This is a genomic window from Vibrio sp. EJY3, from assembly GCF_000241385.1.
In the GTDB taxonomy this organism is placed as follows: Bacteria; Pseudomonadota; Gammaproteobacteria; order Enterobacterales; family Vibrionaceae; genus Vibrio; species Vibrio natriegens.
Map to the genome: position 1 here is coordinate 1,365,090 of NC_016614.1, position 15,686 is coordinate 1,380,775.

Below are 15,686 nucleotides of genomic sequence, written 5' to 3' on the forward strand. Positions count from 1 at the left end.
CCCAACCACTTAACGACAAAGAGTAAATGGTTGGGCTGCTATTTAAGAATGTGCGGATGGCTTGAATCGTTATACGGTTTTGAACGCTGCCATTTGTTGATTCAGCTCTGTTACCTGCTCTTTAACCTGAAGCGAAGTTTTAGAAGCATGATGACTGTTGCTGGACACCTCATTAACGGAATGCGTTATCTCATCCATCAATCCCGTAATTGAGTGGGTGGCGTGAGATTGTTGCTCAGCCGCTGCAGCCAGTTCAGCCATCTGTCCGTTTAACGAGTTGATTTGCTCTGTAGTCGAGATTAACTTGATCACTGCATTCTCGATATGTTCTGCACCAGTTTCTGCCAGTAACTGACTATGCTCAATTTCCTGAACAACCGACTGTGTTGAGCGTTGAATAGCATGGATGATATCGTTTATTTCCGTAGTAGATTGCGTGGTTCTGGTTGCCAGCATTCGCACCTCGTCCGCGACAACTGCAAAGCCTCGACCTTGATCTCCTGCTCTTGCTGCTTCTATCGCTGCATTCAGCGCCAATAAATTGGTTTGCTCTGCGAGACCTTCGATCACTTCGGTCACCCGACCAATTGCATCACTTTCTTTACTTAGCTGCATTACTCGAGAGCTTGCGTTTTCAATGCTGCCATGCAGGTTTTCCATCGTCCCTTTATTCTGCTCTAACGCGTCACGACCTTGTTCTATTTCACCTTTCGAGTCAGACAGTTTTTGTACAGACTGGTGTGCTTGTTCAAGAGTATTTCTAGCGGCAATAGCGATCTCTTCAAGTTGACGTCCCATTTCAACGATGTTGCTTTGCTGCCTCTCAACATTGGTTGATGTAACCTGAGCGGACTCCAGTAACGCTACCATGTTGCTATCAACTTGCGATGCTTTACTGCTTACACCTGCAACGATATTGGCCAGAGATTCATTCATGCGGTTAATAGACTCGGTAAGGACGGCGAGTTCATCATTTCCAACAACTTTAAGCGGAGGTTGTGAAATATCACCGGAGGCGATGGTCTGCGCACGCTGTGATAAATTTTTCACTCTGCGACCAATCGTGTTGCCCATATATTTTGAGATCACGACGGCAGCAACAATGACAAATACTGCCGCTATCAGTACTGAAGTCAGTACATTTTGAATCGACTGACTGATACCATCACCACTTTGACTTGCCCGACGTTGTTGAACAGATACGATGGACTCTAAACTTGCGTCGAGTGCGTTGGCTGCTGGTAATAACTCGTTCGCCATCAGAAGATTAGCTTCGTTCCATTCTGGAGAACGTCGCAATGAAATCACCTTCTCGGCGAGCGGAAAGTAAAGTGCTTGCATCTCTTTGAACAATGCCCATAACGACTTGTCGTTGTCTGAGAGCATGTCGAGCTTGCCATCAATTTCAGCGACGGATTGATTATGGAACTTGAGAAGGTCCTGATATTTTTCAAGGTGATATTGCTGGCCGTACAACAGGAAGTCACGCAATGCCGATAATGCGTTCGCAAGTGACGTGTAACTATCGGCGTAGACTTTGAAAAGTCGCTTACGTTCGCCACCAAACTGATTTCCTGACTCTTCATTTATCAAGCTTTGGATCTGATCAAGCGCCACTTCTGCAATCGGGGCGGCTTCGTTAATAAATAAACTGTGTGCTGGCAGGTTTTCTTCGCTGTGACTTAACTCAAGCAATGTATTCAGAGAGGCTTTCATTGCCTCCCATTGATTTTGGATTGTGAGAAAGTCTTGCTCAGGGATCAACGCTTGCAAAGTTGGCAAAGATTCATCGGTGGAAGCCATGATATTTTGTACATCTTGACTTAATTGTGCTCCGGTCGTCTCATTGGCCCCGAGTAGCATATAAGCACGGATAGAAGATAATGAAGCCTGAACAGATTGCTGAATACCTCTACTGGTATCCACTGTCGGCAGATCGGAAGTAAGCAACGAAGAGACATGCTGCTCGACGGTAGTGATATTTCGATAAGTAAAGATCGCAGACGCAATAAAAAGAACAGCCAACAACATAAAACTCAGCTGTAACTTTCCTGAAATCGTAAGGTTCATCCATAAACTCCTTTTAACGATGAACCACAAATATAACGACTTTTACAAAAAGATTAACCCTACGGGACGAAAACGCCATAAAAACAAGGTTTTATTTGCTATTAACAAAAGTATTTAGAGACAATGACTAGATGAATGCGCTTGCTAGAAGCTGTAGCGAATGTTCGCAAACAATAGTGTCGCAGGCGTCTCACCAAACAAACTGTCACTTTCACCGGTAAAGCATTGAACAACCGTGAGTAACTGCCAGTCATTAGCAAGTGAGTAATTACTCGAAAGACCCGCAAAATAAGAGCCATCATCGTAATAACTTACGGATGCCGTCAGGCGATTAAGGGAAGTCAGATCAAAGCTTACATCAGCATAAAGTGTGTGCTGGGTAAAACTGAGGGTTTTCGCATCGAGAGGTAAGTTTAGATAAACGACGGCGCTAGAAGCATCTACTGGCTCTGAAATGAATAACCACGCCACACGCCCAAGCCAGCTCCGTTTTCCTCCAAAACTGTAGTCCGATTCAAGGCTTCCTGCCATGGATGATTGCGTCAATTCGCCTTGGTATTGCTTTTCTATCGGATCAAACCAGGATAATTCACCACGTAAACCCGCTTCGTAGATGTCTGTTGCAAACCCGGCTCCAAGTACAAAGTCCCGGTTTGTCCGCCCAGCAATCACCTGATAATCCCAGCCTGATTGATTGGCAAAATAGCGTAGCGAAATACTATTCTTATCTGGCGACTCCACAGGCGCGAAAATTAAATCGATGCCATCAGCAAACCCTAGCTTCTTGCTCACCATTAGCGCATCGGTACCCGCTCGCTCTTCATAATCAAAGTCATAAATAGAGTAAGCATTATAGATATCGTTTGGGTTCCAGATCGTGTTCATCGACCAATTGACACGAAAACGACCCGCCGTTGCGCTCCAGTCTTCCTCACGCCAGGTGATATACAGTCGATCAAACTGAGTATTGAGAATTACGCTGTCATCTCGCCAGTTTTTGCTCAGATCAAAGTATCCGTTATCCAATGCGACCAGATCTGCATATTGGTCGAAATCGAGTGAATCACCCCACAAAGCACGGTTTCTCATCCCGACATTAATACGCCAGTTTGGTGAAAATCGATATTCCAGATTGAAGCGATTATGAATCAAGTGATCAAGCGTATTACTGTGATTATCCGGAATGTTATAAGTGGCCATGTACTTGATATAACCATCGAAGTCCCATGCTTTTTCTGGCTCGACACCCGGAATCGAGGCGGAAGTTTGCGAGTTTAGAAACAGTAAACTCAACGCAAGATAGCGACTCACTTTGATATTCGGCTTTGAACCGTTTGACCTCCACCTAAGCATGAGATCTCTCCGCATGATTACCAATATTGCTGAAATCTCTCGCTAAACGCCCATCTTCAAAGACGATAATTCGATGCGCCCGCTTGATCACTCTGGGATCATGTGTGGAGAAGATAAACGTCGTGCCCTCTTGTTCACTTAACTGCTCCATGATATCGAGAAGTTCTGCGGTACTTTTCGCATCTAAATTAGCCGTTGGTTCATCCGCCATAACAAAGCGAGGTTTAGGTGCGAGTGCTCGTGCGACAGCCACACGCTGTTGTTGCCCGCCCGACATTTTGCTCGGGCGTTTATGCATTTGCTCAGCCAATCCAACCTGCTCAAGTAATGAAGAAGCACGCTCGCGGCACTCTCTTTCGCTTTTCCCCTGAAGTTGCATTACGAACTCGACATTTTCTAATGCCGTTAACACAGGCAATAGGCTGTAGTCCTGAAAGATAAAGCCAATGTTATCCCTACGATATGCAATCAGCTCTTTCTCCGACATTTCGGAAATAAGGCAACCATCAATTTCCACTCGACCTGCGGTCGGTGCATCAATGCCCCCAAGCATATTGAGCAGTGTGGTTTTTCCCGAACCAGACGGCCCCATAATAGCGACAAACTCCCCCTGTTTGATTTCCAAATCGACACTCTTAACAGCATGGACCGGAAAATCACTGTCGGGATTGTAGGTTTTGGTTAAATGTTCGAGTTTAATCGTCATCAAGTTTTCTCCGCCATGGCATCCACAGGTCGATGTTTGAGTATTTGTCGCGATGGGTACCAAGCAGCAAACAGACTCGCGACAAAAATCGCCACAATGATCATCTGGTACTCATAAAAAGACACTCTTGGGAACAGCAAGGTATCCACACCATAAGCGCCTAACCCGTCGGCAAGGCCACTAAGCGACAACCCTGTGATACTCAAAATTTTCAGCATGATGGCACTTCCTATCAATCCAAACATGCAGCCCGACAGCCCGAGAAACAGCGTCTCTAAAATGATAAGTAAGCGGATTTTGTGTTGCTGCATGCCCACAGCCATCAGCACGCCAAATTCTCTGGTACGCTCGAATACTGACATCAGCATGATGTTGATGATGCCCAACATCATCGCCAGCACAAACACCACCAGCATGACCTGATTCGAAATGTCCATGGAACTCATCATCGTAGAGAGTAAAGGCTGTATTTCTTCCCACTTCCTCACCACTAAATGATCTTTCGTTGTGTTAGACAGCAGCGTCTGTGTAAACCTTTTTGTTTTCTCTAACACTTTCTCGTCGTTTGAATTAAGAAGGATAGAAATTTCGTGGGCGCCTTTTAACCCGGCGACTTTCTCTAAATCGGCTTTGCGCACATAAGCATTACCATCATCAAACGTACTCGACGGTGTTTTGAATATCCCTCTGACGCGAAACGCCGCACCCGAGACATCCCCATTAATATCGGAAAGCGTCACAATCACTTTGGAACCGATACGCAAATTTAATCTCTTGGCAGTTTTCTGGGAAACTAAAATAGGATTTCTACCGTCTTCATCCAACCATTGCCCTTGCTGTATGTGTTGCGCCAAGGGCGTGATTAATGGCTCTTGCACAATGTCGATACCATTGATGCGAATACCACGTGTACTTCTAGCAGAGGCGATCATTCCGTCCACAAGAAAACGTTCAGCCACCGCCTTAACTTGTTGCTGATTGGCTAAGGTCGCCGCGATCACTTGAGCGTCTGGAATGGTCTGCTCCAGTTCAGGGTTAACCAAGTACTGGTTTTGATGGATCTGCAAGTGGCTGGTTTGCCAGGAAATCGCATTTTTGATCATGCTATCAACCAAACCATTCATAAATCCGATCATGGCAATCACACCCATCAGACCAAACACCATTGCCCCAATCATGATTGATGTTCTGAGCTTGTTTCTCCACAAGTTCCGCCACGCCAACTTAATCAACATGCGAGCCTCCTTTGAGACCACTTGCGATAGGAAGGCGTAATAAGCGCGCCATTGGATATAAAAGACATAAGAAGAGGATAAAAAGCACAACCAGGATTTGAGTCATTGCCAAATGAGGATCGAGCGAAACAGGCACGATTGGCTCAAATCCCGTTCCTAGCATCACCTCAGCGGCCTCTCCGGTAATTTCAATCGGGTTAAAGTGAAAGTAAGCCAAAACCGGGGCACTGATCATCAAGCCAAGCAATACGCCAATGACCGATATAAACAGAGACTCAATAACCAGTAGAGAAACTAGTTTGCCTCTGAGCATCCCGGTCGCCAACATAACCGCAAACTCACGCTGCCTTTCTAACGTGGTCATCAGAATTGTGGCAAACAGGCCAAACCCAACAATGCCGTAAAGGATATAAATTAGAAATATTCCCCCAGCTTTATCGAGCGCAATCTGTTGCGAGAGTTCAGGTGATAAGGCCTTCCAGTCTTTCACCGCGACATCTCGACCATAATCCCGGCGCAGTTGATCAACAACACTCGATAAACCACGTAAGTTTTCGGTATTGAGAACCCAAGCTGTCACTTGCTTATCCAGGGAATACAGAGCCTGAGCGGTATCGAGCGGCATGTATACCAATTGAGAGTCGAGTTGCTGCAGCGGGAAATGCAAAATACCCGCGACGCGATACAAGCCCGCTGCGGTTTGCCCATGATAGCCCATGCCATACAAAACCAATTCATCACCAACGTCTAAATGGAGATATTGGGCCAGACGTCCCCCCACCAGCACTGCATTTTCTCCCGCAGCGATATAAGTTCCTTTGACTATTTTGTCACTGATACTGGAATAGTCGTCTTCGGCTTCGGGGTCTACTCCCAACACCAAAGCCCCTTTTGAATGTTCACCTTTAGCAGCGAGAGCAAACGACTCAACTCTTGGCAGAACAACATCAATTTTTGGGTTATCTTTCGCAGACGAGATGAAGGACTCGGTTTGTGGCAAAACATCATCAATACTCAAGGTATCGCTGAACTCAGGATTTTGTAATTGGATCAACCCCGTATAGAACTTTGCCGCATTTTTTATGTTCGACGTATAACTGCCTTCTTGAAAAGCGCGTGTTATCAGGGAAAGGAAAAGTACTAATGCCAATGCTGTGGCCGTCAGTAACGTCCGCCGTTTTTGCCGCCATAAATTTCGCCAAGCAAGTTTCATCAGCATACGCTATTGCCTTCCCTACTCATGACACACGACCTAATCTCGGAGTAACTTCATTTGCTGTTGAGAGAAAAAGTCATCATCAATCTTAAAATCGAACTGGGCTTGATGCGTAGTCAACACGGTTCGGTTACCCGGCTTATCAATTGGACGCATTTCCAGGCGGGTAGCAACCTTTCTTCCTCCTAAGGTTTTGATATCAAAAGTGGTCATGACATTGACCAGATCATCAAATTCATCATAAAACTCGATTTTTCGCTGTAAGTAAGTCGCCTGAGAAATCCACAAGGTGACTTTATTCCAGACAACTGGCGCGTCAGGCTTAGCTAAAGCATCAATTCGCCAAACCTTATCTCCATCAAAGGTATCCTCTCCGAGTAAAGTATGTTGGTAATCTACGACGATAGAGGATTGGTTAATCAGATCGTCATTCGTGAAGTCAGAACCCATCCACGACTGGCTCAACATCGATGGCGCAATCTTTATAATTCGTTCAATGCTGGGTACCCAGTTCCACATCTCTCGGTAACGTTTGAGTGACGCACTGCCTTTATCTTTTGCTGGAGCAGTCACCAGCACTAACGAAAGTTCTGTCCCTTTAGTCCAGCTCTTCATCGTCATTGAGCGCCGCCAATCTGGCCGGATAATCTCCATCGTCGCTTCACTGTAGCTCGACTCACCTCGCATGGTTTGATCCGACTTCTGAACTATCTCAAACGCCGTTGCCGCCAAAGCCAGCGGTGAAGTGATAATACATAGCAGGATCACAAACGCTTTAAACATAATGCTCCTCTCACTCATATTGGCTTTACGTCGACAACACAAATAACAATAAAAACATGAAATTCAATTGAGTATAGCAAGGAACTCATTGCGCTTAGGTGATGTGAAGTAGAAAAACTCAGGTGTGTGATATGTAGTGAGGTTAGGACGAAATAGATAATAAGAACGAGAATCAACAAGCATCAATAATCATGCAGAATCAAACCTAATAACTTGAGTGCAGGTTATTAGGATAAAGAAAAAGCCCTATTCAAAATCCACAATGTGAGTACTTTGAATAGGGCTCTTTGCCTTTATGCTTCATTTTCCGACTGAAGCTGCCTTTACCTTTTTTGGCGTTAACGATTCTCGTTTTAAATAACTGACTCGTAACAACTGCTTTAAGCGCATTATCTTTTATTTTACCTCTGCCGAATTCGGTATCATGCTGAAACTCATTCGACTGAGGACTAGCTTTTAACTTTGCCATAAATCCTCCTCAATGGTCGGGCCAGATTGGACAATAATTAGAAAAATAAGTCAATTTAATTGAGTAAATTAAATTTTATGCGTGAAAAATTCACAGCGACGTCATTTAATTGAAAATTACTCTAAAACAAGCAGATTAAATAGTGACTGCATACAAATATTTCCCCTTAAAGTACTAATATCTGTTGACTCTTATCGTATTTAACCTAGACTCAAACACGGCTAGAAAGAAAGTTCTTTGTTTTCACATTTCGTTGGATTACTTGTAACTCCGTCGTCCTGTGGTACGCAATAGCAATTTATTTTTCCACGCTATAAGCGCCGTTGAGGCGAAAGATTACACAAATTTAGATATTTAGGAAAATAGACATGTCTAACACAGCTACTGGCACAGTTAAGTGGTTCAACGAAACTAAAGGCTTCGGTTTCATCCAACAAGAAAACGGTCCTGACGTATTTGCTCACTTCTCTGCAATCACTGGTGACGGCTTCCGTACTCTAGTTGAAGGCCAGAAAGTAGAATTTGTTATCTCTCAAGGTCAAAAAGGCCCTCAAGCAGAGCAAATCAAAGTACTTTAATTCTTAAAGAATTTGATACTGTAGCCAGCTTTTAAGCTGGCTATTTTTTTATCTATAACGAAATTTTCTCTCCGGTCACCGATAACAACATGGCGCTAAAACCAACCATTTATAAGTTTCGTATCGATATTTCCGATATGAACAACGATTATTATAATTCGCACAAACTGACCATCGCTCTTCATCCCTCGGAAAAACCACAACGTATGATCGCCCGCGTCTTGGCTTATTGCCTCAATGCGACGAGCGATTTAGAGTTTACAAAAGGGTTATCAACCATTGAAGAGCCTGACCTTTGGCACATCGAAGACGATCAAAGCATCACTCACTGGATTGAAATCGGTGAACCAGACGCAGATCGAATCAAAAAAGCCACTCGCCTTTCAAAGCAAGTCAAAGTCTACAGCTATAACACTAAGGCTTCGGTATGGTGGGAGAAAGTATCAGGCAAGTTTTCCATGCTTCCGGTAAGCGTAGAAAGTTTTGACTACGACTCCATTGACACAATTTGTCAGCACCTTGACCGTGGCGCAAGCCTTTCTGTTATGATCACTGGTACGTCTATATTTGTTGATATTAACGATCAACATATCGAAGTAACGGTGAGGGAACTGCAAAGTCATGACGCCACTTAATACACTGTTTCAAGAGATGGGATTCAAAACGATTCCCTTTGTAACCGAGCATAAGACGGCAAAGAAACGTTGGCTGGACGAACAGAACGCGCTATTCACTAGAGTGTGTGAGAATAAGCCATCAACAGCCCCAGCACTTCATCTGCTGGGATTGCTAACTAAATCTCACATTGAAGCTAGTGCTAGCTACGAGCAAAACGCGCACGCTAGCCAACAAATGCAGATAGCGATCAGTGAGTCAGTGGGTGACGAACACGCGAGCAAGTTCACCAATCAATCTGCTGAAGACCTTATTCTGATTACCCACCTGTGGCTCTTTACGCAAGGGTATCTGAATATGGATTTCAGCCTGGCTCACGATCATGCAGAGCAAACTCAGAACACGCTCCAACATGTACTGGTGATTCAACGTATTGATGTCGACGCGTTTAGAACCGAGTTGATGCGTAGCTTTTATTTGGGACGAGAAGCAAATCCAGCCAAAAGTGGCGGCTTTTTAGGTTGGTTCAAACGACTCTTTTCCATATGAAAAGCATGGTTTTATCTACAGTAAACAACTGATAGACTGCGTCTCCGGCGCGGCACTTGTCGTAATTGTATTCGTAAAGGACATCATCCTTTGAACATCAGGGACTCATTATGAAGTTTATTCGTTGGTTTTTAGGAAAAATCATATTATTGCTTAACGCTGTTTTTTCACCTCGTGGAATCAAGCGCGATGCTAATGAACAAATGAGCGTTGACGACAAAGCGAAGCAATATGCGCTTTATCAGTTTGAAGCTTGTCCTTTCTGCGTGAAAGTTCGCCGTGCAATGAAACGACAGTCGGTAAAAATCGAACTACGTGACGCGAAGAACGACCCTGCTCATCGCCAAGATCTCGAGCAAGGTGGCGGTAGAATTAAAGTTCCTTGTCTTCGAATCGAAAAAGATGGTGAGACACAATGGCTTTACGAGTCTTCAGACATCGTCGCACATATTGAAAAAGAATTTGCCTAGTTCCCCCTAAGAACATTGGCGGATGTAAAAGAGGCACCAATCAATTGGTGCCTCTTTTCTATTTATCAGAACAAATAACGACGATTAGTCGCTGACGATCAGCATCAGTTCCACACGGCGATTACATGCTTTTCCGCTGGCGGTCGCATTGCTGCATTGGGGAGCATGCTCACCAAACCCACGCGAGAAAACTCTTTGACGTGGAATACTGGTTGCCAGCAACTGCTTTTCAACTTCGCGAGCTCGTCGTTCGGACAATGTGTCATTAAAACTTGCCGCCCCGGTGCTGTCCGCATGCCCATCGATCACCACGTCAACATCAGTACGTCCTGCCAGATAGTGCCCTAGACTGCTCAGCCAACCTTGAGATTGTGCAGATAATTGAGCAGAACCAGTCTGAAAGTGAACTTGATCTTTCAAGCGTACCATCAAGTGTCCCCCACTGATGGTTTCATGGGCAATATTGTGCCGATCTAAAAACATCTCCAGTGAAGTTATGGAATAGGATTCGTCCACAGCAGCGTTCGTAGTCGGCTGAACAGCGATGTTCATGACACTCGATGAATTACCATACCCCCACTCAGGGTGTCTTAGCTCTGTGTTCGTCTTCGGGGCTGTATCTAACATGTTCCCACCAGGCACTATGTCTTGACTGATACTGCCACACCCTCCAAGAATGCCACAAACAATTAAAAACCACTGCTTCATACCGTTCCCAACGTAGAAAAACTCTTATTCATTATGTCGACTCAATACGCATTGTCTTTAGCGCTTTCGTCAGTTCAATATCAGGCATAACGTCAAATGACATTAAAACATCGAAACAAATGCACTGTTCGTGCCAGCCATATGATGCTTTTAGCAGCGAGTTTGATTTCTATTTGGGCATTATCATCTCACTTTAGTGTAACAATCGGTTTTAATGGTTTTAGTCGTCATCGTTAACCGATAAACTAGCGAAAATTTCTCAATCGAGCGTTAATATGTTCAAAAACATTTTGAAAGGATTTGCTTTTTTTGCCGCGGTGACAGCACTCACAGCATGTGACAACGGCAATTCACAGCCGCTACAAGGCAAACAGTATGAAGTGCTGCCAGCCTCACTTCAGGAGTACCAACTCGCTCCTGTTACCGAAGCTTTTTCTCTGACCTGCGGTCACTGTCGCTCGATGGAAGAGTTTGTCCCTCAACTGGAGTCTCTGACTGAGCAAGACGTTGAAAAAGTGCATGTTACGTTTAACGAAAGTGCTCAGATCAGCGCTATCATTTTCTATACGGCGGTAATGCAGCTAGAGGCGACTCCAGATAAGGCATTTATGGCTGACCTGTTTGCTGCGGTTCAAATGGCACCTGAAGCCACCGCTGATGAACGCCAAGCAGCGGTAGAAAAAGCGTTTGAATCTCGTAATCTTATCAGCCCTTATCAACTTGACGAAGCACAGCAAAAACAGCTTTTCGAGTACATAAACAATGCTGATGCAATTACGACTAAAGGGCAAATCAACTCAGTGCCAACCTTTATCGTCAACGGTAAATATCAGGTGATTAGCGGCGGTCATGACAGTATTGAAGCTATGGCTGAAACAATTAACTACTTACTAAAGCAACCTAAATAGACAAGGAGCCAACGTGTCTAAATTTTTGTTTCCTATTATTATTTTTGTTCTGGCGGCATTTTTCATTTATCGCACTTGGACAAACCATAAAGTGGCCGATGAAAACTTTGCCAAGGGACAAGCATTCCTACTAGAGAACGCCAAGAAAGACGGGGTCATCACAACAGAAAGTGGCCTGCAATATATGGTGCTAGAGAAAGGTACGGGTGACGTTCACCCAACAGCAACAAGCAAAGTAAAAGTGCATTACCATGGCACACTGATTGATGGTTCGGTATTCGATAGTTCAGTAAACCGCGGCGAGCCTATCTCATTCGGTCTGAACCAAGTGATTAAAGGCTGGCAAGAGGGTGTTCAGTACATGGTAGAAGGTGAGAAGATTCGCCTGTTCGTACCAAGCACTCTCGGTTACGGCAAAGGTGGTTCGGGTCCAATTCCACCAGCAAGTGTGCTGATCTTTGATATTGAGTTGCTAGAAATTCAATAAAAAATTAAAAACGCCGGATGACTACAATCCGGCGTTTTTCTATTCAGAATGTCACAAAGGTTCACATCATTGATAAATTGAGGTTGTGATCTGCAAGTAAAGCGATAAACAACACAAAAAGATGATAGATAGAAAACTTAAAGGTTTCTATCGCGCTCCGTTCTTCCGGTGCAAACTTCAGCTTCCAAGCGTGGTAAATAAATCCGGCGTTAAGCAGAAGTGAGGTAAATAGATAAATAAAGCCGACCATACCAACCAGCACTGGCATCACACATACCAAAGTAAGCAGTACGGAATACAACAGAATTGAGGTTTTGGTGTATTCGATCCCATGCGTGACAGGAAGCATAGGGATATCCACTTTACGATATTCTTCCACTCGGTGAATCGCCAGAGCCCAAAAATGGGGCGGCGTCCAGATGAATATAATCATCACCAAAAGCCATGCATTACCGTGCAATTCGCCAGTTACCGCTGTCCATCCTAATAGTGGTGGCATCGCACCAGCTATGCCGGCTATCACAATATTTTGTGGCGTAGCCCGCTTGAGATACATGGTGTAGACAACCGCATAGCCAAGCAAACTCAATAATGTCATCCATGCGGTCAACGGGTTTACCCAAGCGTACAGCAGAACAAACCCTACTCCGCCTAAACAAATGGCAAATGTCACCACAGACTTCGGGTTGGTGTCCCCAGAGGGCAACGGGCGCTTATGAGTACGAGCCATTCGCGCGTCTATATGACGGTCGATCAAATGATTAAATGCCGCAGCAGAACCTGCCATCAAACCGATCCCGATTAGCCCTATCGCAGCTTGTAGCCAAGGGAAAACAGCCACAGGCGCCAGGCTCATACCAACAACAGCGGTCACCAGCATGAGTGCGACCACTTTTGGCTTGGTGAGTTTTAGGTAAGTAGAACCAATTCGCTTTTGTCCCTCTAAAGACAATGCAATTTCTTTATTCATAGCGAACTCCTTTCGCTTGATGACTCCACTGTGTTTTTCCTTGCCACAAGTAGAATTGACTCACACAAATCAGGCTCAACATAATTGCAGCGCCCAGTGTGTGGGCCACTGCGACGTAGATAGGCAACTGAAACACGACATTGCTTACGCCGAGTATGATTTGGCAGATAAGCACAATGCCAATCCACAGGCCTGACGCCCGAGAGTAATGAGAGTCTTGTTTGAACAAAAGTACGCAATACGATGTAACCACCAGCGCCGTCACAATGGCTCCAATTCGATGGCTCACGTGTATGGTCATTCTGGCTGGATATTCCAAAACACCAAATTCGTAATTTTCGAATCCGGCTTGCCACAATGAAAATGCTTCTTTCCAGGATAGGTAACTCATCCAATCGCCTTCACAAATGGGCAATGTGGTACACATCAAAGCGGCATAGTTTGAAGAAGTCCAACCGCCCAGCAGCACCTGCAAGAGCACCACTGCAAATGCGACCATAGAGAATAAACGCACCGTATTGGTGGAGGGTGAAAAATAGAGATTGCCTTGCGCCTTAAGCTGACAATGAAATACCGCTTGCAGCGCCAACAACGTAAAACCACCGAGTAAATGAAGCATTACGACTACCGGCATCAATTTGAGCGTAACGGTCCACATCCCCAACATTGCCTGCCCTACCACCAGCAGACAGAGCATAAAAGGTATCGAAGCATTAACGCGATCTGAACGTGATGCGAGAACAGCCATAACAAAAATCACAATCCCAAGCGTTCCGGCGAAATAACGATGGATCATCTCCAGCCACGCTTTTTCATGTTCAACCACACGATCAGGAAAATTCAAGTTGGCTCTTGCGACATCATCTTCGTGATGAGGAACCGACAAATGACCATAGCAACCCGGCCAGTCAGGGCAGCCTAGACCAGCATCGGACAAACGGGTATAAGCACCGAGCATGATCACCACCAGTGTAAGACACAAGCTGATTCTCACTAGTCGAATTAGTGTCATGGTTTCCCCCTATCCCACTCGGGACAACTTAAGCAGTTTGCGCAAATCAGCCAGCATATCCTTGCTAAGCTTAACCAAATCTTCGTTTTGCTTTGGTGTGTAGGACATGACTAACTGCCCCAACGGGTCAACGATGACCACTTGCCCTTGTTCAACTTTTTCTGCCACAGACGCGTTTATGACCATCCTCTCCATCGATGTATCTACCGAGTCTGACGATTCCAATGTCCAAAGCACAGGCACAACACGTTCTTGATATTTTCCTAAGGCGATATGACTTTGTTTAAGCAGATGCAACTGTTGTTGGCACTGCTGCTCACAATGATTGGGCACCACATACGCCAATTGCCAACCATGTAGCGTTTGCGGGGCTGTTTGACCTAACTGTTCGAGCGTAGTGTAAGGTTCAATGAGTTTACCTCGGTTAGTCACGCCACTCTGATACCAACCCTGACTCAAGATCAACTTTGCAATTAACGCAGGTAGAGCGAACAAACACACTAACGAGATCAGAACTAAACGCCCTCTTGTTACTTTCGAAGTCATTTTTCACCTCCATGTGATGAAACCGCTCTTAACCAACGAATAAAGACCACGACAGTCAGTAGGAGAAAGACACCTGCCATGACAAACCATTGTACGGAGTAGCCAAAATGTTTAGCACTTGTTAGTGGTAACGGGTTCCACGGGAAATCATATGGCCAGTTTTCTAAATTATCTGGCTGCAAAACCGCTGGCATTAACTCGACATTCATCATCTCGTTCAATTGAGAGATATTAAGATTTTGCACTCGAATGGCATCGCCCAGCTCGGGCATCAACTCGGAACTCAAAGGGTTCATTGATTTGCGGTACAAACGCCCTGTCACCATAGCTGGCGTCTCTAACTCTTTGACAACTGGCAGTTCAGAGCGGGAGCGCTCTCCCTCCACAAAACCCAGTTCCATAAGTGCCAATATGTTCTGTTGCTGGCTAACAGAAACCACCTGATACGCCAGATAACCCACTTTTCCGTTGTAGGTTTGGTTGTCCAACAAAATCACAGGCAAAGGTTCAGGGGTCACTTGCGCCTCGACCTTAACGCCAATGACACTTTCTTCACGCCAATCATTGTTATCGAGTACGACATGCATTGCCTGATAAGGCTGGTCAGAACGCGAGAGAATGGTCTGCTCAAGGGCTTGTTTCTCCTCGCCTCTCTCTAATTGCCAAAAGCCCAGTTTGACCAACAGAGAAAACACAGCCACAGTTAAACAAACCGCACCCCAAAACCGCTTCGATAAAAGTAGTGTTGAAACCGGAGGTTCCATGTCCACCGTATTCTTGTTCAAATTGACGCTCATCCTTTTGCTGCTATTCATCATATTCAACCTCGCCAAAGCCCTTATCGAAATGGTTCGTGAAGATCCTGATAATCCCGACCGTGACCATAAACCCATGAGTCACTATTTGGGCCGACGAGTCATGTTTTCTGCGCTAGTTGTTATCCTGCTCCTTATCGCACTGACGTCTGGATGGATAGACCCTAACCCTCGCCCTTACTAGCTTCAGGTGGGG

Annotated in this window: 18 protein-coding genes and 1 pseudogene; 7 read left to right on the top strand and 12 right to left on the bottom strand. The window is 45.1% G+C overall.

Annotation, left to right across the window (positions count from 1 at the left end; genetic code table 11):
* Nucleotides 1-69: 69 nt before the first annotated feature.
* The 7 genes and pseudogenes from VEJY3_RS21950 to VEJY3_RS21980 all read right to left on the bottom strand — a co-directional run bounded on the left by VEJY3_RS21950 (nucleotide 70) and on the right by VEJY3_RS21980 (nucleotide 7,832).
* Nucleotides 70-2,070 (bottom strand): methyl-accepting chemotaxis protein, encoded by a 2,001-nt coding sequence (locus VEJY3_RS21950; protein WP_014234625.1) that lies wholly within the window; start codon nucleotides 2,068-2,070, stop codon nucleotides 70-72.
* A gap of 144 nt (nucleotides 2,071-2,214) precedes the next feature.
* Entirely contained in the window at nucleotides 2,215-3,423 is a 1,209-nt protein-coding gene (locus VEJY3_RS21955; RefSeq protein ID WP_014234626.1) for a hypothetical protein, read from the bottom strand.
* A complete protein-coding gene (locus VEJY3_RS21960; protein ID WP_014234627.1) occupies nucleotides 3,416-4,129 on the bottom strand; it encodes an ABC transporter ATP-binding protein in 714 nt (237 codons plus the stop codon). The genes VEJY3_RS21955 and VEJY3_RS21960 overlap by 8 nt, the downstream gene beginning before the upstream one ends.
* Nucleotides 4,129-5,364 (bottom strand): FtsX-like permease family protein, encoded by a 1,236-nt coding sequence (locus VEJY3_RS21965; protein WP_014234628.1) that lies wholly within the window; start codon nucleotides 5,362-5,364, stop codon nucleotides 4,129-4,131. Before VEJY3_RS21965 ends, VEJY3_RS21960 begins: the two co-directional genes overlap by 1 nt.
* Nucleotides 5,354-6,583 (bottom strand): ABC transporter permease, encoded by a 1,230-nt coding sequence (locus VEJY3_RS21970; RefSeq protein ID WP_014234629.1) that lies wholly within the window; start codon nucleotides 6,581-6,583, stop codon nucleotides 5,354-5,356. The genes VEJY3_RS21965 and VEJY3_RS21970 overlap by 11 nt, the downstream gene beginning before the upstream one ends.
* A 33-nt stretch (nucleotides 6,584-6,616) precedes the next feature.
* The gene (locus VEJY3_RS21975; RefSeq protein WP_014234630.1) at nucleotides 6,617-7,363 is read right to left on the bottom strand and encodes an outer membrane lipoprotein-sorting protein; all 747 of its coding nucleotides are present in this window, start codon (nucleotides 7,361-7,363) and stop codon (nucleotides 6,617-6,619) included.
* A gap of 227 nt (nucleotides 7,364-7,590) precedes the next feature.
* Nucleotides 7,591-7,832, bottom strand: a pseudogene (locus VEJY3_RS21980) (alternative ribosome-rescue factor A).
* Between the two features lie 368 nt (nucleotides 7,833-8,200).
* On the opposite strand from VEJY3_RS21980, the gene VEJY3_RS21985 reads away from it, so the two are divergent.
* From VEJY3_RS21985 to VEJY3_RS22000, 4 genes are all read left to right on the top strand, one after another.
* Nucleotides 8,201-8,410 carry a cold-shock protein gene (locus VEJY3_RS21985; protein WP_005375625.1) on the top strand — a complete coding sequence of 70 codons (210 nt, stop codon included), beginning with the start codon at nucleotides 8,201-8,203 and terminating at the stop codon, nucleotides 8,408-8,410.
* An 89-nt stretch (nucleotides 8,411-8,499) separates the two neighbouring features.
* On the top strand, nucleotides 8,500-9,045 hold the full coding sequence (locus tag VEJY3_RS21990; protein WP_014234632.1) for a YaeQ family protein: 546 nt from the start codon (nucleotides 8,500-8,502) through the stop codon (nucleotides 9,043-9,045).
* A complete protein-coding gene (locus tag VEJY3_RS21995) occupies nucleotides 9,032-9,574 on the top strand; it encodes a hypothetical protein (RefSeq protein WP_014234633.1) in 543 nt (180 codons plus the stop codon). The genes VEJY3_RS21990 and VEJY3_RS21995 overlap by 14 nt, the downstream gene beginning before the upstream one ends.
* A 110-nt stretch (nucleotides 9,575-9,684) precedes the next feature.
* A complete protein-coding gene (locus VEJY3_RS22000; protein WP_014234634.1) occupies nucleotides 9,685-10,044 on the top strand; it encodes a glutaredoxin in 360 nt (119 codons plus the stop codon).
* Between the two features lie 84 nt (nucleotides 10,045-10,128).
* Here VEJY3_RS22000 and VEJY3_RS26220 read toward each other — a convergent pair whose 3' ends face one another.
* Entirely contained in the window at nucleotides 10,129-10,752 is a 624-nt protein-coding gene (locus VEJY3_RS26220; RefSeq protein ID WP_014234635.1) for an OmpA family protein, read from the bottom strand.
* A gap of 275 nt (nucleotides 10,753-11,027) precedes the next feature.
* Here VEJY3_RS26220 and VEJY3_RS22010 point away from each other — a divergent pair, with 275 nt between their 5' ends.
* On the top strand, nucleotides 11,028-11,660 hold the full coding sequence (locus tag VEJY3_RS22010) for a thiol:disulfide interchange protein DsbA/DsbL (protein ID WP_014234636.1): 633 nt from the start codon (nucleotides 11,028-11,030) through the stop codon (nucleotides 11,658-11,660).
* A gap of 13 nt (nucleotides 11,661-11,673) precedes the next feature.
* Nucleotides 11,674-12,147 (top strand): FKBP-type peptidyl-prolyl cis-trans isomerase, encoded by a 474-nt coding sequence (locus tag VEJY3_RS22015; RefSeq protein WP_014234637.1) that lies wholly within the window; start codon nucleotides 11,674-11,676, stop codon nucleotides 12,145-12,147.
* Between the two features lie 61 nt (nucleotides 12,148-12,208).
* On the opposite strand, the gene cyoE is transcribed toward VEJY3_RS22015, so the two are convergent.
* The 4 genes from cyoE to VEJY3_RS22035 are packed head-to-tail and all read right to left on the bottom strand — an operon-like array spanning nucleotide 12,209 to nucleotide 15,439.
* On the bottom strand, nucleotides 12,209-13,117 hold the full coding sequence (gene cyoE, locus VEJY3_RS22020) for a heme o synthase (protein WP_014234638.1): 909 nt from the start codon (nucleotides 13,115-13,117) through the stop codon (nucleotides 12,209-12,211).
* Nucleotides 13,110-14,129, bottom strand: a complete 1,020-nt coding sequence (locus tag VEJY3_RS22025) for a heme A synthase (RefSeq protein ID WP_014234639.1) — start codon at nucleotides 14,127-14,129, stop codon at nucleotides 13,110-13,112. The genes cyoE and VEJY3_RS22025 overlap by 8 nt, the downstream gene beginning before the upstream one ends.
* Nucleotides 14,130-14,138: 9 nt before the next feature.
* Nucleotides 14,139-14,675 carry a hypothetical protein gene (locus VEJY3_RS22030; RefSeq protein ID WP_014234640.1) on the bottom strand — a complete coding sequence of 179 codons (537 nt, stop codon included), beginning with the start codon at nucleotides 14,673-14,675 and terminating at the stop codon, nucleotides 14,139-14,141.
* Complete coding sequence (locus tag VEJY3_RS22035; RefSeq protein ID WP_014234641.1) at nucleotides 14,672-15,439, bottom strand: SURF1 family protein; 768 nt, start codon at nucleotides 15,437-15,439, stop codon at nucleotides 14,672-14,674. Before VEJY3_RS22035 ends, VEJY3_RS22030 begins: the two co-directional genes overlap by 4 nt.
* On the opposite strand from VEJY3_RS22035, the gene VEJY3_RS22040 reads away from it, so the two are divergent.
* On the top strand, nucleotides 15,438-15,674 hold the full coding sequence (locus tag VEJY3_RS22040) for a DUF2909 family protein (RefSeq protein WP_014234642.1): 237 nt from the start codon (nucleotides 15,438-15,440) through the stop codon (nucleotides 15,672-15,674). The genes VEJY3_RS22035 and VEJY3_RS22040 overlap by 2 nt on opposite strands.
* Nucleotides 15,675-15,686: the final 12 nt, after the last annotated feature.